22 protein-coding genes are annotated in these 20,462 nt (G+C 68.6%); 10 read left to right on the top strand and 12 right to left on the bottom strand.

Features of this window, described 5'->3' with window-relative positions:
- Nucleotides 1-21: 21 nt before the first annotated feature.
- The 4 genes from ruvC to DFR39_RS09095 form a co-directional block, all read right to left on the bottom strand.
- Complete coding sequence (gene ruvC, locus DFR39_RS09110) at nucleotides 22-579, bottom strand: crossover junction endodeoxyribonuclease RuvC (protein WP_133603240.1); 558 nt, start codon at nucleotides 577-579, stop codon at nucleotides 22-24.
- Between the two features lie 49 nt (nucleotides 580-628).
- On the bottom strand, nucleotides 629-1,546 hold the full coding sequence (locus DFR39_RS09105; protein WP_133603239.1) for a substrate-binding periplasmic protein: 918 nt from the start codon (nucleotides 1,544-1,546) through the stop codon (nucleotides 629-631).
- A gap of 103 nt (nucleotides 1,547-1,649) precedes the next feature.
- Nucleotides 1,650-2,636 (bottom strand): phosphatidate cytidylyltransferase, encoded by a 987-nt coding sequence (locus tag DFR39_RS09100; RefSeq protein ID WP_133603238.1) that lies wholly within the window; start codon nucleotides 2,634-2,636, stop codon nucleotides 1,650-1,652.
- Nucleotides 2,633-3,262 carry a lysophospholipid acyltransferase family protein gene (locus tag DFR39_RS09095; protein WP_133603237.1) on the bottom strand — a complete coding sequence of 210 codons (630 nt, stop codon included), beginning with the start codon at nucleotides 3,260-3,262 and terminating at the stop codon, nucleotides 2,633-2,635. The genes DFR39_RS09100 and DFR39_RS09095 overlap by 4 nt, the downstream gene beginning before the upstream one ends.
- Before the next feature lie 159 nt (nucleotides 3,263-3,421).
- Here DFR39_RS09095 and ssuE point away from each other — a divergent pair, with 159 nt between their 5' ends.
- The 8 genes from ssuE to DFR39_RS09055 all read left to right on the top strand — a co-directional run bounded on the left by ssuE (nucleotide 3,422) and on the right by DFR39_RS09055 (nucleotide 9,997).
- Nucleotides 3,422-3,997 carry an NADPH-dependent FMN reductase gene (ssuE, locus tag DFR39_RS09090; protein WP_133603236.1) on the top strand — a complete coding sequence of 192 codons (576 nt, stop codon included), beginning with the start codon at nucleotides 3,422-3,424 and terminating at the stop codon, nucleotides 3,995-3,997.
- Between the two features lie 183 nt (nucleotides 3,998-4,180).
- Nucleotides 4,181-5,176 carry a sulfonate ABC transporter substrate-binding protein gene (locus DFR39_RS09085; protein ID WP_133603235.1) on the top strand — a complete coding sequence of 332 codons (996 nt, stop codon included), beginning with the start codon at nucleotides 4,181-4,183 and terminating at the stop codon, nucleotides 5,174-5,176.
- A gap of 17 nt (nucleotides 5,177-5,193) precedes the next feature.
- Nucleotides 5,194-6,189: an aliphatic sulfonate ABC transporter substrate-binding protein gene (locus tag DFR39_RS09080; protein WP_133603234.1), complete on the top strand. Its 996-nt coding sequence runs from the start codon at nucleotides 5,194-5,196 to the stop codon at nucleotides 6,187-6,189.
- Between the two features lie 33 nt (nucleotides 6,190-6,222).
- Complete coding sequence (gene ssuD, locus DFR39_RS09075) at nucleotides 6,223-7,392, top strand: FMNH2-dependent alkanesulfonate monooxygenase (protein WP_133603233.1); 1,170 nt, start codon at nucleotides 6,223-6,225, stop codon at nucleotides 7,390-7,392.
- Between the two features lie 10 nt (nucleotides 7,393-7,402).
- The gene (gene ssuC / locus DFR39_RS09070) at nucleotides 7,403-8,200 is read left to right on the top strand and encodes an aliphatic sulfonate ABC transporter permease SsuC (RefSeq protein ID WP_133603232.1); all 798 of its coding nucleotides are present in this window, start codon (nucleotides 7,403-7,405) and stop codon (nucleotides 8,198-8,200) included.
- 41 nt (nucleotides 8,201-8,241) lie between these two features.
- Nucleotides 8,242-9,114, top strand: a complete 873-nt coding sequence (locus DFR39_RS09065) for an ATP-binding cassette domain-containing protein (RefSeq protein ID WP_133603433.1) — start codon at nucleotides 8,242-8,244, stop codon at nucleotides 9,112-9,114.
- 47 nt (nucleotides 9,115-9,161) lie between these two features.
- Nucleotides 9,162-9,380, top strand: coding sequence for a TOBE domain-containing protein (locus DFR39_RS09060; RefSeq protein ID WP_133603231.1), 219 nt, complete (start codon nucleotides 9,162-9,164; stop codon nucleotides 9,378-9,380).
- On the top strand, nucleotides 9,377-9,997 hold the full coding sequence (locus tag DFR39_RS09055) for an RBBP9/YdeN family alpha/beta hydrolase (RefSeq protein ID WP_133603230.1): 621 nt from the start codon (nucleotides 9,377-9,379) through the stop codon (nucleotides 9,995-9,997). The genes DFR39_RS09060 and DFR39_RS09055 overlap by 4 nt, the downstream gene beginning before the upstream one ends.
- Here the strand turns inward: DFR39_RS09055 and DFR39_RS09050 are convergent.
- The 7 genes from DFR39_RS09050 to dusB form a co-directional block, all read right to left on the bottom strand.
- A complete protein-coding gene (locus tag DFR39_RS09050) occupies nucleotides 9,925-11,538 on the bottom strand; it encodes a GMC family oxidoreductase (protein ID WP_133603229.1) in 1,614 nt (537 codons plus the stop codon). The two genes, DFR39_RS09055 and DFR39_RS09050, sit on opposite strands and share 73 nt — an antisense overlap.
- A complete protein-coding gene (locus DFR39_RS09045; protein ID WP_162849470.1) occupies nucleotides 11,538-12,083 on the bottom strand; it encodes a hypothetical protein in 546 nt (181 codons plus the stop codon). The genes DFR39_RS09050 and DFR39_RS09045 overlap by 1 nt, the downstream gene beginning before the upstream one ends.
- Before the next feature lie 5 nt (nucleotides 12,084-12,088).
- Nucleotides 12,089-13,501, bottom strand: coding sequence for a coniferyl aldehyde dehydrogenase (locus tag DFR39_RS09040; protein ID WP_246030758.1), 1,413 nt, complete (start codon nucleotides 13,499-13,501; stop codon nucleotides 12,089-12,091).
- Nucleotides 13,502-13,597: 96 nt separating this feature from the next.
- Nucleotides 13,598-14,356, bottom strand: coding sequence for a substrate-binding periplasmic protein (locus DFR39_RS09035; RefSeq protein ID WP_133603226.1), 759 nt, complete (start codon nucleotides 14,354-14,356; stop codon nucleotides 13,598-13,600).
- 331 nt (nucleotides 14,357-14,687) lie between these two features.
- Entirely contained in the window at nucleotides 14,688-16,271 is a 1,584-nt protein-coding gene (purH, locus tag DFR39_RS09030; RefSeq protein ID WP_133603225.1) for a bifunctional phosphoribosylaminoimidazolecarboxamide formyltransferase/IMP cyclohydrolase, read from the bottom strand.
- A 41-nt stretch (nucleotides 16,272-16,312) separates the two neighbouring features.
- Complete coding sequence (locus DFR39_RS09025) at nucleotides 16,313-16,546, bottom strand: Fis family transcriptional regulator (protein ID WP_133603224.1); 234 nt, start codon at nucleotides 16,544-16,546, stop codon at nucleotides 16,313-16,315.
- Nucleotides 16,543-17,601: a tRNA dihydrouridine synthase DusB gene (gene dusB / locus DFR39_RS09020; RefSeq protein ID WP_133603223.1), complete on the bottom strand. Its 1,059-nt coding sequence runs from the start codon at nucleotides 17,599-17,601 to the stop codon at nucleotides 16,543-16,545. The genes DFR39_RS09025 and dusB overlap by 4 nt, the downstream gene beginning before the upstream one ends.
- A 105-nt stretch (nucleotides 17,602-17,706) precedes the next feature.
- Here dusB and DFR39_RS09015 point away from each other — a divergent pair, with 105 nt between their 5' ends.
- Nucleotides 17,707-18,195, top strand: a complete 489-nt coding sequence (locus DFR39_RS09015) for a YqaA family protein (RefSeq protein ID WP_133603222.1) — start codon at nucleotides 17,707-17,709, stop codon at nucleotides 18,193-18,195.
- Between the two features lie 31 nt (nucleotides 18,196-18,226).
- Nucleotides 18,227-19,720 (top strand): carboxypeptidase M32, encoded by a 1,494-nt coding sequence (locus tag DFR39_RS09010; protein WP_133603221.1) that lies wholly within the window; start codon nucleotides 18,227-18,229, stop codon nucleotides 19,718-19,720.
- A 27-nt stretch (nucleotides 19,721-19,747) separates the two neighbouring features.
- On the opposite strand, the gene DFR39_RS09005 is transcribed toward DFR39_RS09010, so the two are convergent.
- A complete protein-coding gene (locus tag DFR39_RS09005; protein WP_162849469.1) occupies nucleotides 19,748-20,371 on the bottom strand; it encodes a DUF642 domain-containing protein in 624 nt (207 codons plus the stop codon).
- Nucleotides 20,372-20,462 lie beyond the last annotated feature (91 nt).

The raw sequence follows: 20,462 nt of genomic DNA, 5'->3' as shown, positions 1-20,462 counted from the left end.
CCCGGCGGGGGCGGGCCGGCCTCAGTAGGTCCGGCCCCCGCGGAACTGGGCGTGCTGCTTGCGCTGCAGCGTGGCGCTCTTGCTCATGGCCTCGAAGGACACGCGCGCATGCGCATGCATGATGGCGATGCCCAGCGCATCGGCCGCGTCCTTGCCGGGCTCGCCCGGCAGATTGAGCAGGCGCTGCACCATGAGCTGGATCTGCTCCTTCTTGGCGTGACCATGGCCCACGATGGCCTTCTTCATCTGCAGTGCGGTGTACTCGCTCACCGGCAGATCGCAAGACACCAGGGCCGTCAGTGCGGCGCCGCGCGCCTGACCCAGCAGCAGGGTGGACTGCGGGTTGACGTTGACGAAGACGATCTCCACCGCCGCGCAATGCGGCTGGTAGCGGGCATGCACCTCGCGGATGCCCTCGAACAGGATCTTCAGCCGCCCGGGCAGATCGCCGATCTCGGCCCCTTGCGAGCCGGTGGTCTTGATGGTGCCGCTGGCCACATAGGCCAGGCGCGGGCCGTCGGCGTCGATCACGCCAAACCCCGTGGTTTGCAAGCCGGGGTCGATACCGAGGATTCTCATGCCGGGAGTGTCGCAGCTGTATGGCCCGTTTGACCGAGAACCCGCCGACTCAAGGCCGCTCGATCAACTCGTTTTGCAGCCGCTGCATTTCCGTGCTCTCGCTCAGGCGATTGAGCTCGACCTGCAAATCGCGAGCGAACTCCTGGAGTTCGGGGCGCTTGCGCAGCGCCTGGCGGGAAATGGCCAGATAGGCCTGCTGCTCGGACAGCAGCAGGGGGCGTTTCAGCTCGGTGGGCAGGCGGTTTGCCCAGAGCGGGTCGGAGCGGGCCTGCTGGTAGTTGACCTCGATGCTGAGCCGCTCGTTGGCATAGCAGTCGATGTCGCCAGCGCCCAGTGCCGCCAGCGCATCGCGAGCGTTGCGAAACTCGACCTTGTGTACCCAGCGCCGCTGAACCGTGTCCACGAGAGCCGGGCTTATCAGATAGCCGCGTGTCACCCCGATATGGCGGCCGCCGAAATCCTGCGGCCATTGGCTGTTGGCGCCCAAGCCGCTCTCAGCATGGCAGCTCAGCACCACCTCCTCGCGGTGCGGCAGCCTCACGTAGTGGGCGATCCACTCGCGTCCCAGACCGCGGTAGGGGGGCAACACGGCATCGGCCTCACCCAGCTCCGCTTGGCGCAGCGCGCGCACCCAGGGCATAGGGGTGAACTCAAGTCGCCAGCCCGGCATGGACTCCGCGGCACGCTGCACAAGCCGCAGGTAATAACCGGCAGCTCGCCCGTTGACGGCGTGGCTGTAGGGCGCCGCCGCGTCGTCTGTGGCAATGCGTACAACTCGATTCGACTTGGCCGTGTTGCTATCGACCGGAGCACTGCTGGCGCGTAACTCGATGGGCAGCAGCGCCATCATCAGCACCATGGCGAGTGCCCAGGCTGAGCTGTGCCAGCGCGATTGATGTCTCGCCAGGGGCATCACATCGACCTCCTCTCGCCGTTTGATCAGCGTGGTCGCACGGGCTTCGGGCACTACATCGGTCTGATTCCGGTACCGGGGCCGTGTCGATGACTTGCGAGTATAGCCAGGGCCATCGCACAGCCCCTGTGTTCAGCGCGCCTTCGGGGAGCAGGCCTCAGAGATCCAGCTTGAAGTACCAGCGCACGGAATGGAAGAACACCGGCGCGGCGAAACAGAGCACGGCAATACGGTCCAGCAGGCCCACAGCGCCGGTGATGGAGCTGCGGTTGCCCCAGTAGATCACGCCCGCATCGCGCTTGAGCGCCTTCATCACCAGTCCACCCATGGTGCCCGCCGCCGTGGCGATCACGGCCATCACCAGGGCCTGGCCGGCCTTGAAGGGGGTGATCCAGTACATCAGGGTGCCCGCCACCGCGGCGGCCAGCAGGCCCAGCCACCAGGCGCGCAGCGAGAAGCTGCGGCTGATGCGCCGCGCCACCGGGCGCCGCCGCAGGGAACGGCTGGCCGCTTCCTGCACGATCTGGCCTATGCCCACCACAAAGACCATGAAGAACAGCAGGAAGGGTCCGCGCCCCTCATAGCCCTTGAAGTCCAGTAGCAGCAGGGCCGGTGCGTGCGAGAGGCCGTAGACGCAGACCATGATGCCCCACTGGATCTTGGCATTGCGTTCCAGAAAGCGCTGCGGGTCGCCAGCCAGGGCGCTGGCCACCGGGATGGCCACAAAGCCATAGACGGGAATCAGCACGCTGAAGATGTCGAACTGCCGCATGCCCACCAGCACGTATTGCAGGGGCAGGATGGCGAAGAAGGCCAGGATCAGGCTGCGGTGGTCGCCGCGGCGCGTGTGCATCAGGGTGATGAACTCGCGCAGGGCCAGGAAGGACAGGATGCCGAACAGCACCGTGGCGCCCAGCGGGCCCGAGACCCAGGCCACCCAGAACAGGCCGGAGCCCACCCAGATGGCCTTGAGGTCGCGCTTGAACTGACGCCAGTTGTTCTCGGAGGCTTCGCTGCGGGGCGTGTCGCCCTGGCGCAGCGAGCGCAGGAAGCCGACCAGGGTGATCAGGGTCAGCAGGCCGAACAGGATGAGGAAGAGCAGGGCCACCTGGTCGGTAGCACTCATCAGGCGCAATGACTTCATGCCGGCTCCTGCACCGGCCGCTGGGCCATCACCGCCGCGCGGGCGCGTTCCAGGAAATCACGCTTGTCCTCGCCGGGCTGCAGCTGCAAGGGTTCACCAAAGGTCACGGTGCACAGAATCGGCACGGGCACGACCTCGCCCTTGGGCATGACGCGCTGCACATTGTCGATCCAGGTCGGAATCAGCTGCACCTGCGGAAACTGCTCCGCCAGGTGATAGAGGCCGGCCTTGAAGGGCTGGGGATCGCCCTTGTTGGAGCGGGTGCCCTCGGGAAAGATCACCAGGGAGTCGCCCTGGCGCAGGGCCTCAACCAGCGGCTCCAGCGGATCCTCATCGGGTGTGCTGCGGGTGCGTGACACATAGATGGCGTTGAACACCGCCCCGGTGAGCCAGGCGCGCAGGCGGCTGGCCGTCCAGTAGTCGCGCGCGGCAATGGGACGGGTACGGGCGCGCAGCTCGGCCGGCAAGGCGGCCCAGATCAGCACCCAGTCGAAATGGCTCTGGTGATTGGCGAAATAGATGCGCTGCTCCGCGGTGGGCGGGCAGCCCTTCCAGTGGCCCTGCGCGCCGGTGATGAGGCGCGCCAGCCAAGCCAGGAACAGGCCGGTGATATCGGCAAATGACATGAGGCCAGGATTATCCCAGGCTTGCTTGCGTGGGCACGCCTATCCATCCAGGCAGATAAGCATGTGCTGCATTGCTTGGCTGAATTTCTTGGTTCTCTGCGGCTTGAGCGCTGGCTATCGTGCAGGGCATCAGATCCCGCCGCAAGAGTTCCAAGCCCCATGTCTGAGTTCCATATCGTCGCCATCTCCGGCAGCCCCTCCGCGCGTTCGCGATCGCTGGCGCTGCTGCAGCTGGCCCTGGCCAGGCTGGAGTCGGTCAGCGCCTCACAGCGGCTGATCCTGCCGCGGGAGCTGCCGGCCCAGGCCCTGCTGCATGCCGATGTCCGGGAGCCCCAGATTGCGCAGGCCCTGGCCGCACTGGCCACCGCGGATGTGGTGCTGGTGGCCACGCCCATCTACAAGGCGGCCTACAGCGGCGCACTCAAGCTGCTGCTGGACCTGCTGCCCCAGGATGGGCTGCGCGGCAAGATCGTGCTGCCGCTCGCGACCGGGGGCAGTGCCGCGCATCTGCTGGCCCTGGACTACTCGCTGCGTCCCTTGCTGACGGCGCTGGGCGCGCGCCACATCCTCGACGGCGTGTTCGCCACAGACGCCCAGCTGACGGCCCACGAGAGTGGCTACCTGCCCGATGCCGCCCTGCTGCAGCGCCTGGATCGGGCCCTGGAGGGGCTGCCCCAGGCGCAGGCCGTGCGATGTCGGGATGTTCGCGACCCGGCGCAGGCCCTGACGCGCTGAGGCGTTTCGCGCCTCACGCTGCGCGCCTCCACTCTCTCGCCGATGCGGGCCTTGTTCGCCCGATCGCCTCTTTGTCTCCTCGCTCCCTTGCGGAGTGATTAGCCCTGGCGGCACACCAATGCTGTCCGTTTTACGGAGCCGCCAGGGCGCCTTTTCACCATCTTCCAAGGATCTGCCTTCACCATGAGCGCTCGACATCTCGCTTCCCTGTTCTCCGCACAAACCTCCCGCCGCTGGCTGCTGGGCGGCATCTCGGCCCTGGCCTTCATCGGTCTTGTGGTGCCGGGACTGGCCCAGGCCCAGGCACAAGACAAGGCCAGCCAGCTGCGCATCGGATTCCAGAAGTCCGCCAGCCTGCTCACACTTCAGAAGTCCCAGGGCAGCCTGGAGAAGCGGCTGGCGCCTCACGGCGTATCGGTGAAGTGGGTGGAGTTTCCCGCCGGCCCGCAATTGCTGGAAGGGCTGAACGTCGGCGCGGTGGATGTGGGCTTTGTGGGCGAGGCGCCGCCCATCTTTGCCCAGGCCGCCGGCGCGCAGTTTGTCTATATCGGCAACGACCCTGCGGCCCCCGAGGCCGAGGCCATCGTGGTGCCCAAGGACTCGCCCATCAAGTCGGTGGCCGAGCTCAAGGGCAAGAAGGTGGCACTCAACAAGGGCAGCAATGTGCACTACCTGCTGGTGAGGGCACTGGAGAAGGCGGGGCTGAAGTACAGCGATATCCAGCCGGTCTTCCTCCCACCTGCCGATGCACGTGCCGCCTTCGAGCGCGGGGCGGTCGATGCCTGGGTCATCTGGGATCCCTTCCTGGCCGCGGTCGAGCGCCAGACCGGCGCGCGCATCGTGGCCGATGGCCGCGGGCTGGTGAACAACTACGCCTACTACCTCGCCGAGCGTGGCTACGCGGCGCGCAACCCGCAGATCATCCAGGCCTTGTTCGAGGACACGGTGGCACAGGCCCAGTGGCTCAAGGCCAATGTCAAGGCCGCCGCCGCGCAGATCGCCCCCCTGCAAGGGCTGGACACCGAGGTGGTGGAGCGTGCGCTGCAGCGCTACCAGTTTGGCGTGCGGCCGCTCACGGCCGAGGTGGCCAGCGAGCAGCAGAAGATTGCCGATGTGTTCCTGGGTCTGGGTCTGATCCCCAAGCCGGTGCGCATTGCCGATGCGCTGCCGACGAAGTGAGCGAGGGGGCCGTGATCATGAGCTTTGACCCCCCCGCCTCCTCGCCGCGCCGCCAGGCCTTGCGGGTTCTGGCCCTGACCGCCGCCAGCTGGTGGGGTCTGGGCCGGGCCCAGACCGCCAGCGCCGCCACGCTGACGCCGCTGCGCATCGGCTTTCAGAAGGGATCCATCAATCTGGTGCTGCTCAAGAGCCTGGGCCTGCTGGAGAAGCAGGCGCCGGCCAGCCAGGTGAGCTGGGTGGAGTTTCCGGCCGGGCCCCAGCTGCTGGAGGCCCTGGCGGTGGGCAGCGTGGACTTTGGTGCCACCGGTGACTCGCCACCCGTGTTCGCACAGGCCGCCGGCAAGGACCTCTTCTATGTCGGGGCCGAGCCCCCCAAGCCCGACACCTCGGCCATCCTGGTCCGGCCCGACGCGGGGCTCAAGACCCTGGCCGATCTGAAGGGTCGGCGCATCGCGCTGCAGAAAGGCTCGAGCGCACACTTCCTGCTCGTGCAGGCGGTCAAGAAGGCGGGCCTGCAGTGGAGCGAGATCCAGCCCGTCTACCTGCCGCCGGCGGACGCGCGTGCCGCCTTCGAGCGTGGGGCCGTCGATGCCTGGGTGATCTGGGACCCGTTTTATGCCGCCGCCGAGCAGGCCGGCGCGGTGCGCGTGCTGGCCACCAGCCGCGAGCTGAGCAGCAACAACAGCTTCTACCTGGCCTCGCGCCGTCTGGCCAGTCACGAGCCCACGCTGCGGGCGCTGTTCGCCGCGCTCACCGAGGCCGATGCCTATGTGCAAAGCCGGCCCGAGGACAGCGCGCAACGCTTCGCCCAGTTCTCCGGCCTGCCGCTGAGCACGGTGCAGCGTGTGCTGGAGCGGCGTCCGGCTTCGCCCGTCGGGCCGCTGACCCCGGCCCTGGTGGCTGAGCAGCAGCAGGTGGCCGATGCCTTCGCGCAGCTGGGTCTGATCCCCAAGCCCCTGCGCGTGGCCGAGATCGTCTGGCAGCCGGGCCGAGCCCTGGCCGCACTGCGCTGAACTCCTTCGCACTTACGCCCTGAAAGACCCCCCATGAAGATCCTGTGGTTCATTCCCACCCATGGCGACTCCCGTTACCTGGGCACCAGCAAGGGCGCGCGCGTCGCCAATCTGGACTACTTCAAGCAGATTGCCATCGCGGCCGACAGCCTGGGCTACGAAGGTGTGCTCATCCCGACCGGCCGGTCCTGCGAAGACTCCTGGATCGTCGCGTCCAGCCTGATCGATGCCACGCGGCGCCTGAAGTTCCTGGTCGCGCTGCGGCCGGGTCTGGTGGCGCCCGCCCAGTCGGCCCGCATGGCCGCCACCCTGGACCGTCTCTCGGGCGGTCGCGTGCTGGTGAACCTGGTCACGGGCGGCGATGCGGAGGAGCTGGCGGGTGACGGCCAGTTCCTCGGTCACGCCGAGCGCTATGAGCAGTCGTCCGAGTTCATCCGCATCTGGCGCGAGATCATCGAGCGTTCGCACAGCGGCGAGGCCTTCGATTTCGAAGGCAAGCATCTGCAGGTCAAGGGCGCCAAGCTGCTCTATCCACCGGTCAGCAAGCCCTATCCACCGATATTCTTCGGCGGCTCGTCCGAGCCCGCCCACGAGCTGGCGGCCGAACAGGTGGAGACCTATCTGACCTGGGGCGAGCCTCCCGCCGCCGTGGCCGCCAAGGTGGCCGATGTGCGCGCCCGCGCGGCCCGCCATGGCCGCCAGCTGAAGTTCGGCATCCGCCTGCATGTGATCGTGCGCGAGACCGAGGACGAGGCCTGGCGCGCCGCGGCGGAGCTGGTCTCGGAGCTCGATGAAGCCACAGTGGCCGCCGCGCAGCGCAAGTTTGCGCAGATGGATTCCGTGGGCCAGCGTCGCATGGCCGAGCTGCACCGCGGCAAGTTCAACAAGGCCAATGTGCGCGAGGGCCTGGAGATCTCGCCCAATCTGTGGGCGGGTGTCGGCCTGGTGCGTGGTGGCGCCGGCACGGCCCTGGTGGGCAGCGCGCAGCAGGTGGCCGACCGGCTGAAGGAATATGCCGAGCTGGGCCTGGAGTACTTCGTGCTCTCGGGCTATCCGCATCTGGACGAGGCGCACCGCTTCGCCGAGCTGGTCTTCCCGCTGCTACCGCTGGCGCTGCAGCAGAAGCTGCCGGGCCAGGCCCTGACGGGTCCGTTCGGCGAGGTGGTGGCCAACACCTACATCCCGCGCGTGGCGCAGAGCTGAGGGGCGGCGCATGAGCACCCTGGCTGTTTCCTCGCGACCCGCGCTGCGGCGCCTGCTGCCCTGGCTGCTGCCGCTGAGCCTGCTCCTGGCCTGGGAACTGGCCGCGCGGCAGGGCTGGCTGTCCAGCCGCGTGCTGCCCGAGCCGCTGGCGGTCCTGCAGGCCTTCTGGAACCTGGCGCGCTCCGGCGAGCTCTGGCACCACGTGGCGGTCAGCAGCGGACGAGCCCTGGCGGGCCTGGCCATAGGCGGCGGCCTGGGCCTGCTGCTGGGCCTGCTCACGGGCAGCCTGCGTCTGGCCGAGACCTTGCTGGACACCAGCTTCCAGATGCTGCGCAACATCCCGGCTCTGGCCCTGATCCCCCTGGTCATCCTGTGGTTCGGCATCGACGAAAGCGCCAAGCTTTTCCTGGTCGCGGTGGGCGTGTTCTTTCCGATCTATCTCAACACCTTCCATGGCATCCGTTCGGTGGACGCGGGCCTGATCGAGATGGCGCGCAGCTATGGCCTGTCGGGCTGGCAGCTCTACCGCCAGGTCATCCTGCCCGGCGCCTTGCCCTCTATCCTGGTGGGCCTGCGCTTCTCGCTCGGGCTGATGTGGGTCTTGCTGATCGTGGCCGAGACCATCTCGGCCCAGGCCGGCATCGGCTATCTGACGATGAATGCCCGCGAGTTCTTGCAGACCGATGTGGTCCTGGTGGGCATCCTGCTGTACGCCATGCTGGGCAAGCTGGCCGATGTGCTGGCCAAGGGCCTGGAGCGCTGGTGGCTGGTCTGGCACCCGGGCTATCGCGCTCAGGCCACGGTCTGACCAAGGAGTTTCAAACCATGCTGATGATGAAGGACATCGATATGCTGGCCTTCGGCCTGCACCGCGAGGCCGAGCCCGCGGCAGTGCCGGCGGCGCCAGCGCCCCAACCCAGTGCCGGGCTGGCCATCGAGATCGCGTCGCTGGACAAGTCCTTTGGCGAGCGCCCCGTGCTGCAGGGCATCGATCTGAAGATTCGGCCGGGCGAGTTTGTGGCCATCGTGGGCCGCAGCGGTTGCGGCAAGAGCACCCTGCTGCGCCTGCTGGCCGGCCTGGAGCAGGGCAGCGCCGGCACGCTGGCGCTGGATGGGCAGGCGCAGACCGGGGCGCGGCGCGAGGACGTTCGCATCATGTTCCAGGACTCGCGCCTGCTGCCCTGGAAGCGCGTGCTCGACAACATCGCCCTGGGGCTGGACGCAGAGGGGGCAGCTGAGCGCGCCCGCGCTGCCCTGGCCCAAGTGGGCTTGGCCGACCGTGCCCAGGACTGGCCGGCCGTGCTCTCCGGCGGCCAGCGGCAGCGCGTGGCCCTGGCCCGCGCGCTGGTGCATCGCCCGCGCCTGCTGCTGCTGGACGAGCCCTTGGGCGCCCTGGATGCGCTCACCCGCATCGAGATGCACGCCCTGATCGAGTCGCTCTGGCGCGAGCAGGGCTTTACCGCGGTCCTGGTCACCCATGACGTGGCCGAGGCCGTGGCCCTGGCCGATCGCGTGGTGCTGATCGAGGACGGCCGCATCGCCCTGGATGAGCCGGTGCCGCTGCCGCGACCGCGCCAACGCGCCGACACCAGGGCCGCGGCCATCGAGGCCCGCATCCTGCAGCGTGTCCTGCGCCAGCCCCAGCCCGCGGACGGCGAGGCGCCGGACAGCCGCTGGCCCCAGGAGCCGCTGCGCCTGGGCGCGCTGCGCTTCGCCGTCTGAGCCGGCCCGGCCTCACAGTTTCCTCAACCCACAAGGAGTTCCGTTCCATGAGCATCACCGCCATCAATGTGCGCAACCAGTTCCGCGGCACGATCAAGGAGATCATCGAAGGCCCGGTGGTCAGCGAGGTCGATGTGCAGACCCCCGAGGGCCTGCTGGTCACCTCGGTCATCACCACACGCTCGGTCAAGGAGCTGGGCCTGGTGCCGGGCAAGGCGGTGGTGGCCCTGGTCAAGTCCACCGAAGTTTCCATCGCCACCTTATGAGTGCCGCGCCGCGCCTGATCGTCGTGCCGGGGCTCAATGACAGCCCGTCGGGTCACTGGCAGAGCGAGCTGCAGCTGCGCTTTCCGCAGGCGCAGCGAGTGGTTCAGCACGACTGGGTCACGCCGGACCTGGACCGCTGGGCCGCCCGGGTGGGTTCGGTGCTCGCGCGCGGCAGCGGGCCCTGCGTGGCGGTGGCGCACAGCTTTGGCGTGCTGGCGCTCTTGCGCCATCTGCGCCTGGATGCCGCCTCGCCCGTGGTCGCCGCCCTGCTGGTGGCACCGGCCGACCCCGACAAGTTCGGCCTGGCCGAGCTGCTGCCGCAGCAGCGGCTCGCGCTGCCGCACACCCTGGTGCTCAGCAGCAGCGATCCCTGGATGCGGCTGAGCGTGGGCCAGCGTTGGGCGGGGCGCTGGGGCAGTGCCGTGGTGCAGCTGGGCGACGCCGGCCATATCAATATCGCCTCCGGCCACGGGCGCTGGGCCTGGGCGGAGCATTGGGTGAGCCAGGCCTTGCAGCGCCAGGGAGACCTGGGGGCTGCGCCCGCTCAGGTCAGTGACACCGACTTGCCTGCCAGGACCTTGGCCAGCCCCGTGCTCAGCCGGGCCGCCTGCGCATAGACGGAGAGCTGGGGGTTGGCGCCTATGCTGGTGGGGAAGAGCGAGCCGTCATGCACCGAGAGGTTGCTGATCTGCCAGTGGCGGCCGTCCGGCCGCACCACGCCACGCTCGGGCTCGGCGGACATGGCGCAGCCGCCCATCACATGGGCACTGACCACCCGGGTCAGATAGGGCTGCATGGGCAGGGCCTGGATGGCGGCGCGGGCCTGGGCCCAGCTCTCGTAGGGGCCGGCGCTTTCATGCACGGGCGTCACGCTGCGGGCGCCGGCGGCAAACTGCAGCTCGGCCATGGAGAGCAGGGCGCGGCGCGCGCCCTCCAGCACATAGGCGTTGAGCGGGTAGTCCAGCACCGGGCTGCCGTCCGACTGCAGTCGCACCCGCCCGCCCGGCGACTGGGCATGGAAGCCGTCGCGCAGCAGGGCCAGCATGGCCTGGGACTGCGGGAAGGCCTTGAGCACCTCGCTCAGGGCCTGACCATGGCCGGCCATGGTGGAGGCCAGCAGCACCGGATGGGTGGGCCCGACCTCCAGCTTGTAGCCCATGGGGCCGCCGAGCGGGCCTTGCTGCAGATAGTGGTCGGAGTAGACGCTTTGCGGTGCCCCGGCCCAGCCCTCGATGCGCTCATCGAACTGCGCGGCCGAGATCACGGTGGGGTGCAGAAAGCTGCGCTGCCCCAGGCGCTCATGCGGGTCGGGCAGCTGTGAGCGCATCAGCAGAGCCGGCGTGTTGATGGCGCCGCCCGCGATGATGTAGTGGCGCGCCCGGATGCTGAAGCGCGGGCCCTGCGCGTCGCCATTCAGTGCCACGGGCTGGCAGACCAGGCGCTGGATCTCCGTGCTGTCCCATTCCAGCGCGAGTGCGCGGCTTTGCACCAGCAAGGTGGCGCCCAGATCCAGCGCGGCCGGGATGGTGGTGACCAGCATGGACTGCTTGGCATTGGTCGGGCAGCCCATGCCGCAGGAGCCCAGATTCCAGCAGCCATGCACATTGCGGCGCATGGTGGGCACGGCAATGCCCAGCTTCTGGGCACCGCGGCGCAAGACCTGGTTGTTGCCATTGGGTTCGCCGCCCCATTCGCCGATGTGCAGGCGGCGTTCCACCTGCTCGAACCAGGGGGCCATCTGGGCCTCGCCCAGCTCGCGCAGGCCGAACTCCTGCTGCCACCAGGCCAGGGTGTCCGCCGGGGTGCGGAAGCTGCTGGTCCAGTTCACGGTGGTGGAGCCGCCCACGCAGCGGCCCTGCAGGATGTTGATGGTCTTGTCGGCCGTCTTGCGCGCCGCACTCTCCTGGTAGAGCGCGGGGTAGGCCTCGGCCTCGCGCTGGCGGAACTGGCTGGAGGAGCGCAGCGGCCCCTCCTCGACGATGATCAGGCGCAGGCCGGCCTTGGCCAGCAGCTCGGCCGTGATGCCGGCCCCCGCGCCGCTGCCCACGATGAGCACATCGCATTCCAGCGCCTGGGGGATGGGGCCGTGCTCGGCGCCCAGCACCTTCCAGCCGCGTGCCAGGCCCTCCAGAATCGGATCCTTGATGGTGCTGCTCATCAGATGTCTCGCGGGCCGGGGTAGCCCATCAGCGCCCAGTGCTCGGGCTGGGTGAAGAACACGGCGGCGTTCAGATCGCGCAGCGCGAAATAGACCTGCTGGCGCAGCGCCAGGCGCGAGTGACGCAGCCCTTCCAGTGCTGCACCGATCTCGGCCACTGAGGCCTGCGGCCAGTCCTGCTTCAGCCCCGTCATGGCCAGCCGGCCCGGGGCGCTGCAGAGCAGGGACAGCAGCTGGGCCAGCTCGGCGCGCGTGGCCGCGGGCAGGGCGGCGATGCTGGCATCCAGGGCCGCCAGCTGGCGTTCCATGCTGGCCTCGCGGGCCGGGCCGGGGGCGGGCCACAGGCCGTCCAGCACGGCCAGGGCCACGCCGCGCATCAGGCCGCGGGCCGCGGGCGCCAGGCGGGTGTTGGACTCCAGCAGCCCCGGCTTGAGCAGGGCGACGCCGCCGCCCGCCACCGCCAGCAGGGCGGCCGCGCCCAGACCGAGCTTGAGCAGCCGGCGGCGCTTGGGGTCGGGGCTGCTCATGGGGCTCTGGCTGTTCATGCGCATCAGGCGATCTTCTTCAGCAGTGCCAGCAGGCGCTCGAAGGTGGCGCCATAGGGCGGGTAGAACAGCTGGGTGCCGGCAAACCAGCGCGGCTGGCTGAACACCGGCTTCATCTTGCTGAAGGTGTTGAAGCCCCAGATGCCGTGATACGCGCCCTGGCCGCTGGCGCCGACGCCGCCGAAGGGCTGGTCCTCCTGGCCGATGTGCCAGATGCAGTCGTTCAGCGTCACGCCGCCGGCGTGGGTCTGTGCCAGCACGCGCTCGCGCGCGCCACGGTCGCGACCGAACCAGTACAGCGCCAGCGGGCGCTCATGGTCCTTGATGTAGTCCAGCGCCTGCTGCTCGCTGTCGTAGGGCAGGATGGGCAGCAGCGGGCCGAAGATCTCTTCCTGCATCACCGCCATGCCCTCGTGGACGTCCAGCAGCAGATGCGGCACCAGCTGGCGGCCTTCGCCGCTGCCCTCATGCGTGGGCAGTAGGCGGGCGCCCTTGGCGCGGGCATCGTCCAGCAGGCCCTGCAGGCGCGCCAGATGGCGTGGCGTGGCGATGGCGCTGTAGTCGGCGTTGCCGGCGATGCTGGGGTAGAGACGGCGCACCGCGGCGATCAGCGCATCGGCCAGCGGCTGCACCAGGGCACGCGGCGCCAGGACGTAGTCGGGCGCGATGCAGGTCTGGCCGGCATTGAGCAGCTTGCCGAAGGCCAGGCGCTCGGCCAGCTGCGCGATATCGGCGCTGGCATCTACCAGGGCGGGCGACTTGCCGCCCAGCTCCAGCGTCACTGGGGTCAGGTGTTGCGCCGCGGCCTGCGCCACCAGCTTGCCCACCGCGGTGGAGCCGGTGAAGAACAGGTGGTCGAAGGGCAGGGCCGCGAAGGCGCGGCCCACCGAGGCATCGCCGGTGATGACCTGCATCTCCTCGGGGGCGAAGAACTCGCCCACCATGCGCGCCATCAGCGCCGAGGTCTCGGGCGTCAGCTCCGAGGGCTTGATCATCACGCGGTTGCCGGCCGCCAGTGCGGCAATGGCCGGGCTCATGGCCAGCTGGTAGGGGTAGTTCCAGGGGGCGATCACGCCCACCACGCCCAGCGGCTGCGGGATCAGGCGGTTGCTGGCCGGCAGGTAGTGCAGGGCGGTGGGCATGCGGCGCTCGCGCATCCAGCGACCCAGATGCGCCGAGGCATGCTTGGCCGCCATCTCCACGGTTGCCACGTCGGCCAGCAGGGTCTCGTGGCGCGAGCGGTGGCTGAAATCGCGCGAGATGGTCTCGGCCAGTGGCTCGGCGTACTGGCGCGTCATCGCCAGCACGCGGGCCAGGCGATCGCGGCGCGTGGCCAGGCTGGGCATGGGCTCGGCGCGGAAGGCGGCGCGCTGCGCCTCCAGAGCCAGCCGCAGCAATTCGTCGGGGGTTTGGTTCAAGACAACTCCTGTACGGCTGAGGCTAACCCGTGCAGGAGGCTTCGCCAAGCGTGCAGGCCCTGGACTAGGGGAACGGCTCTAGGCTGGCGCGGCCTGTCACAAGGGCGACAGCCCGTAGCGCGCCAGGATCTGGCGCCAGCGCGAACTCTGGTGCATCTGGGCCACGCCTTCCAGCAGGAGCTCACGGCTGCGGGCGGGCATGTGCGGGCTCAGCAGCAGAAAGCGCTGGAAACGCTGGCGTGGTGTGGCTGCGACCTGCACCGACCTGAGCAGATCGGGCAGTTGTTGAGCCCACCAGGGCAGGCCGCTGCGCGAGAGGAAAACCACATCGACCCGCCCCAGCATCAGCTTACGCAGGGAGAGCTCGGTGCTGATGGCGTCTTCACGGCGTGTGCGCCCGGCCTGAACGTCGGGCTCGATATCGGCATAGACATGACCCGTGACCCCACCCACCAAGAGCCCGCGCAGGCTTTCGGGACCGCGGTAGTCGAGGTTCAAGCCCGGTCGGTGAAGGACCAGATCCTCGTCGTTCATCAGCGCTTCCGACCAGCCGAAGCGCCGCCGCTGCGTATCGCCGAACCAGATCGGGTTGACCCAGGGCACAAAGCCCTGCCAGCCCGACTCGGTCAGCCGCATGTCCAGGCGCCGGCGAGGCAGCAGCAGGAGTTCAGCGCTCAGCTGCAATTCGCTGTGCAGCCAGTCCAGCAACTCGTAGCTCAGGCCGGTGCCCGGGCCGGTCAGGAAGGGGGGGTAGTCGTAATGGCTTAGCACTTCCAGCGCGGCCTGATTGCCACCCTGGACGGCCGAGCTGCCGCCGGCCATGCAGGCGGCCGCGAGAAAGCGGCGGCGATCCATGCGTGGTTCCCCCTGAACCTTTGGTTTTCGAGGATCTTAGCGACCCGGGCGGCTCGGTGCCATCTCGGCAGGCGTCAGACAGTGCGCAGGCACTGTCTTCGGTCCCGCCTCAGCCGCGGACTGCAGGACAGCCCGCGTCCTTCGCTGGGCGTCGCCGAGCCCGCAGGGGCCGAACCCGGACAGGGAGCGTCCTGAGGACGGTTCCTGCCTGGTGAGGGCCAGGGCCGTCCCGGCCCTGGCGGCTCGGTCCTATCTCAGCCTTGCCCCGCGAGACGGGTCAAGGCCTTCGGCGGGCGTCAGACAGTGCGCAGGCACTGTCTTCGGTCCCGCCTCAGTGACGGAAGTGGCGCACGCCGGTGAAGACCATGGCGATGCCGCGCTCGTCGGCAGCGGCGATCACCTCGGCGTCACGCATGGAGCCGCCCGGCTGGATCACGCAGCTGGCGCCGGCGTCGGCCAGCACATCCAGGCCGTCGCGGAAGGGGAAGAAGGCATCGCTGGCCACGGCCGAGCCCGTCAGCGAGAGACCGGCGTTGGCGGCCTTGATCGCAGCGATCTTGGTGGAGTCCACGCGGCTCATCTGGCCGGCACCCACGCCCAGGGTCATGCCGCCGCCGCAGAAGACGATGGCATTGCTCTTGACGTACTGGGCCACGGTCCAGGCGAACATCAGGTCCTCGATCTGCTGGGCCGTGGGCTGCAGCTTGGTGACGATCTTGAGGTCCTGCGGCTTCAGGAAGTGGTTGTCCGCCGTTTGCACCAGGATGCCCGAGCCCACGCGCTTGATGTCCTGGGCATTGCGTCCCTGCTCCCAGGGCGTGTTGCCACCGGCCTTGGGCAGATCGATCTGCAGCAGGCGCACATTGACCTTGCTCTTGAAGATCTCCAGCGCCTCGGCGCTGAAGCTGGGGGCCATCAGCACCTCGACAAACTGCTTGGCCACCTGCTCGGCGGCCGCGGCGTCCACCTCACGGTTGAAGGCGATGATGCCGCCGAAGGCGCTGGTGGGGTCGGTCTTGAAGGCCTTGGCATAGGCCTCGGCGGCGTTCAGGCCGATGGCCACGCCGCAGGGGTTGGCGTGCTTGATGATCACGCAGGCCGGGGCCTCGAAGCTCTTGACGCATTCCCAGGCGGCGTCGGCGTCGGCGATATTGTTGTAGCTGAGTTCCTTGCCCTGCAGCTGCTTGCCCGTGACCAGGGAGCCGGGCGCGGGGTGCAGGTCACGGTAGAGCGCGGCGCTCTGGTGGCTGTTCTCGCCATAGCGCAGGTCCTGCACCTTGATGAAGCTGCTGTTGAGCTGGCCGGGGTAGGCCGACAGCGAGCCATCGTCCTGGCGGGCGCTTAGGTAGTTGCTGATGGCCGCGTCGTACTGCGCGATGCGGTTGAAGGCAGCCACGCTGCAGGCAAAGCGGGTCTTGTCGCTGGTCTTGCCCGCGCTCTTCAGCTCGGCGAGCACCTGGGCGTACTGGCCGGCTTCGGTCAGCACGGTCACGTCCTTCCAGTTCTTGGCCGCGCTGCGCACCATGGCCGGGCCGCCGATGTCGATGTTCTCGATCGCGTCTTCCAGGGTGCAGCCGGGCTTGGCCACGGTGGCCTCGAAGGGATAGAGGTTGACCGCCAGGATGTCGATCATCGTGATCCCATGCTGGCCGGCGGCGGCCATGTGCTCGGGCAGATCGCGGCGGGCCAGCAGGCCGCCGTGGATCATGGGGTGCAGGGTCTTGACGCGACCGTCCAGCATCTCGGGGAAGCCGGTGTGGTCGGCCACCTCGGTCACGGGCAGGCCGGCATCGGCCAGCAGCTTGGCCGTGCCGCCGGTGGAGAGCAGGCGCACGTTCAGCGCATGGAGCTCGCGGGCGAACTCGACGATGCCGGTCTTGTCGGACACGGAGATCAGGGCGGTGAGTTGGGTCATGGTGGGTGACTTCAGGGGTGGAATGCGGGGGCGTGCGCGGCTCAGAGCAGTCCGTGGTCGGACAGCTTGCGGCGCAAGGTGTTGCGGTTGATGCCCAGCCAGTCGGCGGCCTTGCTCTGGTTGCCGCCGCTGCGTTGCATCACGACCTCCAGCAGGGGCTTCTCCACCAGCTTGATCAGCATCTCGTGCATGGAGTGGGGTTCCTCGCCGTCGAGGTCGCGGAAATAGGCTTCGAGGTTCTCGCGAACCACGGTATCGATGGGCTTGGGCGTCATGCCGGCAACCTTGTGCTTTCTTCTTGGTCTGGGTCTTCGACCGCCGTCTGCGCAGGCAGGTAGGGCAGTCGCTCGTGCTGGTCCGCCAGAATCTGGAAGAACTCGCCCAGAGCTGCCACCTGGGCCTCGCAGCTGTCCAGCAGATTCATGCTTTGGCGGAAATCCTCCCCGCCGGGCAGGGCGCGCACCGCCCAGCCGATGTGCTTGCGGGCGCTGCGCATGCCGGTCAGCGCGCCGTAGAGGCTGTAGTGATCGTGCAGATGTTCGATCAGCCAGTCGCGCGCCTGCAGCACCGGCGGCGCGGGCAGCTCCTCGCCGGTGGCCAGGAAATGCGCGATCTCGCGAAAGATCCAGGGCCGGCCCTGGGCGGCGCGACCCACCATGAGCGCATCCGCCCCGGTGTAGGCCAGCACCTCGCGGGCCTTGGCCGGGCTGTCGATATCGCCGTTGGCCACCACCGGAATGCTGAGTGCGGCCTTGACCGCGCGGATGGTGTCGTACTCGGCAAAGCCCTTGTAGCCCTGCTCGCGGGTGCGGCCATGCACCGTGACCATGGCCACGCCCGCGGCCTCGGCGCGGCGTGCCAGGGCCACCGCGTTCTTCTCGGCCTCGCACCAGCCGGTGCGCATCTTCAGGGTCACCGGCACGCCGTGCGGGCGCGCGGCCTCGACCACCGCCTCGATGATCTCCAGGGCCAGGGGCTCGTCCTGCATCAGGGCCGAGCCGGCCCATTTGTTGCAGACCTTCTTGGCCGGGCAGCCCATATTGATGTCGATGATCTGGGCGCCGCGCTGGATGTTGTAGACCGTGGCCTCGGCCATCATGGCCGCCTCGGTGCCGGCGATCTGCACCGCGATGGGCGCGGTCTCGCCCTCGTGATTGGCCCGGCGCGAGGTCTTGAGGCTGTTCCAGAGGTCCTTGCGCGAGGTCACCATCTCGGAGACCGCATAGCCCGCCCCCAGGCGTTTGCACAATTGCCGGAACGGCCGGTCGGTGACGCCCGCCATGGGTGCCACGAAGAGGCGGTTCGGCAGCTCATGGGGGCCGATGAACATGGGCAGGCGGGGGGGGAGGAGGGTGCTGAAAAAAGAGGCAGGATTATAGCGCCGGCCCCAAACCGAGCCCCTCCCCGGCATGGCGGGTCCGGATAATGCGCCCGCATGGAAGTCTGGCTGCAAGAACATATCAACGCCCTGCTGGCCTGGCTGGCCCTGCCCGAGCTGGGGCTGCCGGCGGTCTTCATCGTCGCCCTGGTGTCGGCCACCCTCTTGCCCATGGGTTCGGAGCCCGCCGTCTTCGGTCTGGTCAAGCTCAACCCCGAGCTGTTCTGGCCGGCAGTGCTGGTGGCCACCGTGGGCAATACCATGGGCGGTGCCATCAGCTGGTGGATGGGCTATGGGGCCGAGCGGCTGTACGAGCGGGCCGCCCAGCGGCCGCCGCGCGAGCGCCGGGCCCTGCAGTGGCTGCAGCGCTTTGGCGCCAAGGCCTGCCTGCTGAGCTGGCTGCCCGTGGTCGGCGACCCCCTGTGCGCCCTGGCGGGCTGGCTGCGCCTGCCCTTCTGGCCCTGCGTGTTCTTCATGGCCCTGGGCAAGTTTGCCCGCTACCTGAGCATGACCGCGGCCTTGCTCTGGGTCTTTCCCAATCCCTGACAATGTCGCGACCAAGCCACCACACATCACGATGAGCAAGACCCCCGCTTACGACGAGCTGTGCCGCCGCCACCAGCGCCTGCACCGCCTGGCCCACCTGCAGTCCATCGCCTCCTGGGACCAGTCGGCCTTCATGCCGCCCAAGGGCAATGAGGCCCGTGCCCTGGCCCTGGCCGAGATGGGCGGTCTGCTGCACCAGCAAGCCACCGATGCCGCGCTCAAGGGCCTGCTGGACAGCGCCGAGGGCGAGAGCCTGGACGAGACCCAGCGCGCCAATCTGCGCGAGATGCGCCGCGCCTGGCGCGCCAGCAATGCGCTGCCGCAGTCTCTGGTGGAGGCCAAGAGCCTGGCCATCTCGCACTGCGAGCATGCCTGGCGCAGCCAGCGTCCGGCCAATGACTGGGCCGGCTATGCCGAGAACCTGCGCGAAGTGCTGCGCCTCACCCGCGAGGAGGCGCGCCTGCTGGCCGAGGACAGCGGCCTGTCCAAGTACGACGCGCTGATGGACCAGTACGAGCCCGGCATGCGCAGCACCGAGGTGGACCGCGTCTTTGGCGATCTGCGTCAGTGGCTGCCGGGCCTGATCCAGCGTGTGCAGGAGCGCCAGCGCGGCGAAGCCGTGCAGGTGCCCGAGGGGCCCTTCGCCACGGCCGCCCAGCGTGCCCTGGGCCAGGACGCGATGCGGCTGATGGGCTTCGACTTCGAGGCCGGCCGCCTGGACGAAAGCGCCCACCCCTTCTGCGGCGGCGTGCCCGAGGACGTGCGCATGACCACGCGCTACCGCGAGGACAGCTTCCTGCCCAGCCTGACCGGCACCATCCATGAAACCGGCCATGGCCGCTATGAGCAGAACCTGCCGCGCGAGTGGCTGGGCCTGCCGCTGGCCCGCGCTCGCTCCATGGGCCTGCACGAGAGCCAGAGCCTGTCCTTCGAGATGCAGCTGGGCAGCCACCCCGCCTTCGCCGGCCTGCTGAGCCCGCTGATCGTCAAGCATCTGGGCGAGCAGCCCGCCTTTGCGCCCGAGAACATCAATCGCCTGCTCACGCGCGTGGTGCCTGGCCATATCCGCGTGGATGCCGACGAGGTGAGCTACCCCGCCCATGTGATCCTGCGCTACGAGATTGAGCGCGCCCTGGTGGAGGGTGAGATCGAGGTGGACGACATCCCGGCCCTGTGGGACGCCAAGATGATGGAGCTGCTGGGCATAGACACCCGCGGCAACTACAAGGACGGCCCCATGCAGGATGTGCACTGGGGCGCCGGCCTCTTTGGCTACTTCCCCTGCTACACCCTGGGTGCCATGTACGCGGCCCAGTGGTTCGCCACCATGCGCCGCGAGATGCCCGACCTGGACCAGCGCATCGCCGCCGGCGAGCTGAGTCCCGTCTTCGACTGGCTGAACGCGCGCATCTGGAGCCAGGGCTCGCGCTGGGAAACCGCCGAGCTGGTGCAGCGCGCCAGCGGCGAGCCGGGCCTGAATCCGGCGCATTTCCGCGCCCATCTGGAAGGGCGCTATCTGGGCTGAGGCCCGCGAGGGCCTAGCAGGCGCCGGTCAGCGCTTCTTGTTCTTGCGGCGCCACGCCGCGAACAGGATCACGACCAAGCCTGCACCCATCAGTCCGTAACTTGGCGGTTCGGGGATGGGGCTCAGCGGGACGACCGACACATTGTCCAGCAGCGTGCCGTAGCCGTCCTGTGCGCCCGCGGCGGCAAAAGTCAGCGTGGTCTGAGACTCGGTGGCCAGGAAGTTACGTCTGATCTGGGTCCAGCGCTTATTGTTGTCTTGGCCGACGAGTTCAGCTTCGGGGCTGGAGGAGATCTGCCAGGTCAGCCCGTTGCTCGCCGCACCCAGTGAGTCAAAGCGTTGCGCGATCCAGAAGCTGATCTCGTAGCTCTGTCCCACGACGGTGGAGAAACTCTGGCTGAGTTGGCAAAAGCCACATTGCCCCTCCAATTCGATGGCATTGCTGCCCTCTTGTGCCGAGGGGGACGCGTAAGACCTTGTATGCAGTTCCACCGCGCCGCGCGGCGTAAGCCAGCCGCCAGCCGGGTTGCTCAGAAAGCTCCAGCGGCTGCCAAGGGCTTGCGAGTTGGCTTCGAAGCTGCCGTTCTGCAGCAGATTTGCCTGGGCGAATACCGGGGCAGCAGCAAGACAAATCGCCAGTAGGTGCTTCATCGCTTCACTCCTTCGTTGTGCGAGCCCGTACTGTGGTGTAAACCGACACTTGGCTGTCTTAAGGAGTGTTAAGCCACGACGCGGCTCAGGC

Origin of the sequence: Roseateles asaccharophilus (genome assembly GCF_004362405.1) — a bacterium.
Lineage (GTDB): Bacteria > Pseudomonadota > Gammaproteobacteria > Burkholderiales > Burkholderiaceae_C > Kinneretia > Kinneretia asaccharophila.
Note: the sequence above shows the minus strand (reverse complement) of the source record. Positions and strands in the feature narration are given on the sequence as shown.

Bases quoted from the DNA above. Each gene is read 5' to 3' on its own strand.
- purH (WP_133603225.1), bottom strand. From the start codon at position 16,271: ATGACCCAACTCACCGCCCTGATCTCCGTGTCCGACAAGACCGGCATC.
- DFR39_RS09065 (WP_133603433.1), top strand. From the start codon at position 8,242: ATGCTGGCCTTCGGCCTGCACCGCGAGGCCGAGCCCGCGGCAGTGCCG.
- DFR39_RS09015 (WP_133603222.1), top strand. From the start codon at position 17,707: ATGGAAGTCTGGCTGCAAGAACATATCAACGCCCTGCTGGCCTGGCTG.
- DFR39_RS09025 (WP_133603224.1), bottom strand. From the start codon at position 16,546: ATGACGCCCAAGCCCATCGATACCGTGGTTCGCGAGAACCTCGAAGCC.
- ssuC (WP_133603232.1), top strand. From the start codon at position 7,403: ATGAGCACCCTGGCTGTTTCCTCGCGACCCGCGCTGCGGCGCCTGCTG.
- ssuE (WP_133603236.1), top strand. From the start codon at position 3,422: ATGTCTGAGTTCCATATCGTCGCCATCTCCGGCAGCCCCTCCGCGCGT.
- DFR39_RS09005 (WP_162849469.1), bottom strand. From the start codon at position 20,371: ATGAAGCACCTACTGGCGATTTGTCTTGCTGCTGCCCCGGTATTCGCC.
- DFR39_RS09050 (WP_133603229.1), bottom strand. From the start codon at position 11,538: ATGAGCAGCACCATCAAGGATCCGATTCTGGAGGGCCTGGCACGCGGC.
- DFR39_RS09055 (WP_133603230.1), top strand. From the start codon at position 9,377: ATGAGTGCCGCGCCGCGCCTGATCGTCGTGCCGGGGCTCAATGACAGC.
- ruvC (WP_133603240.1), bottom strand. From the start codon at position 579: ATGAGAATCCTCGGTATCGACCCCGGCTTGCAAACCACGGGGTTTGGC.
- dusB (WP_133603223.1), bottom strand. From the start codon at position 17,601: ATGTTCATCGGCCCCCATGAGCTGCCGAACCGCCTCTTCGTGGCACCC.
- ssuD (WP_133603233.1), top strand. From the start codon at position 6,223: ATGAAGATCCTGTGGTTCATTCCCACCCATGGCGACTCCCGTTACCTG.
- DFR39_RS09045 (WP_162849470.1), bottom strand. From the start codon at position 12,083: ATGAACAGCCAGAGCCCCATGAGCAGCCCCGACCCCAAGCGCCGCCGG.
- DFR39_RS09035 (WP_133603226.1), bottom strand. From the start codon at position 14,356: ATGGATCGCCGCCGCTTTCTCGCGGCCGCCTGCATGGCCGGCGGCAGC.
- DFR39_RS09010 (WP_133603221.1), top strand. From the start codon at position 18,227: ATGAGCAAGACCCCCGCTTACGACGAGCTGTGCCGCCGCCACCAGCGC.
- DFR39_RS09080 (WP_133603234.1), top strand. From the start codon at position 5,194: ATGAGCTTTGACCCCCCCGCCTCCTCGCCGCGCCGCCAGGCCTTGCGG.
- DFR39_RS09085 (WP_133603235.1), top strand. From the start codon at position 4,181: ATGAGCGCTCGACATCTCGCTTCCCTGTTCTCCGCACAAACCTCCCGC.
- DFR39_RS09095 (WP_133603237.1), bottom strand. From the start codon at position 3,262: ATGTCATTTGCCGATATCACCGGCCTGTTCCTGGCTTGGCTGGCGCGC.
- DFR39_RS09060 (WP_133603231.1), top strand. From the start codon at position 9,162: ATGAGCATCACCGCCATCAATGTGCGCAACCAGTTCCGCGGCACGATC.
- DFR39_RS09100 (WP_133603238.1), bottom strand. From the start codon at position 2,636: ATGAAGTCATTGCGCCTGATGAGTGCTACCGACCAGGTGGCCCTGCTC.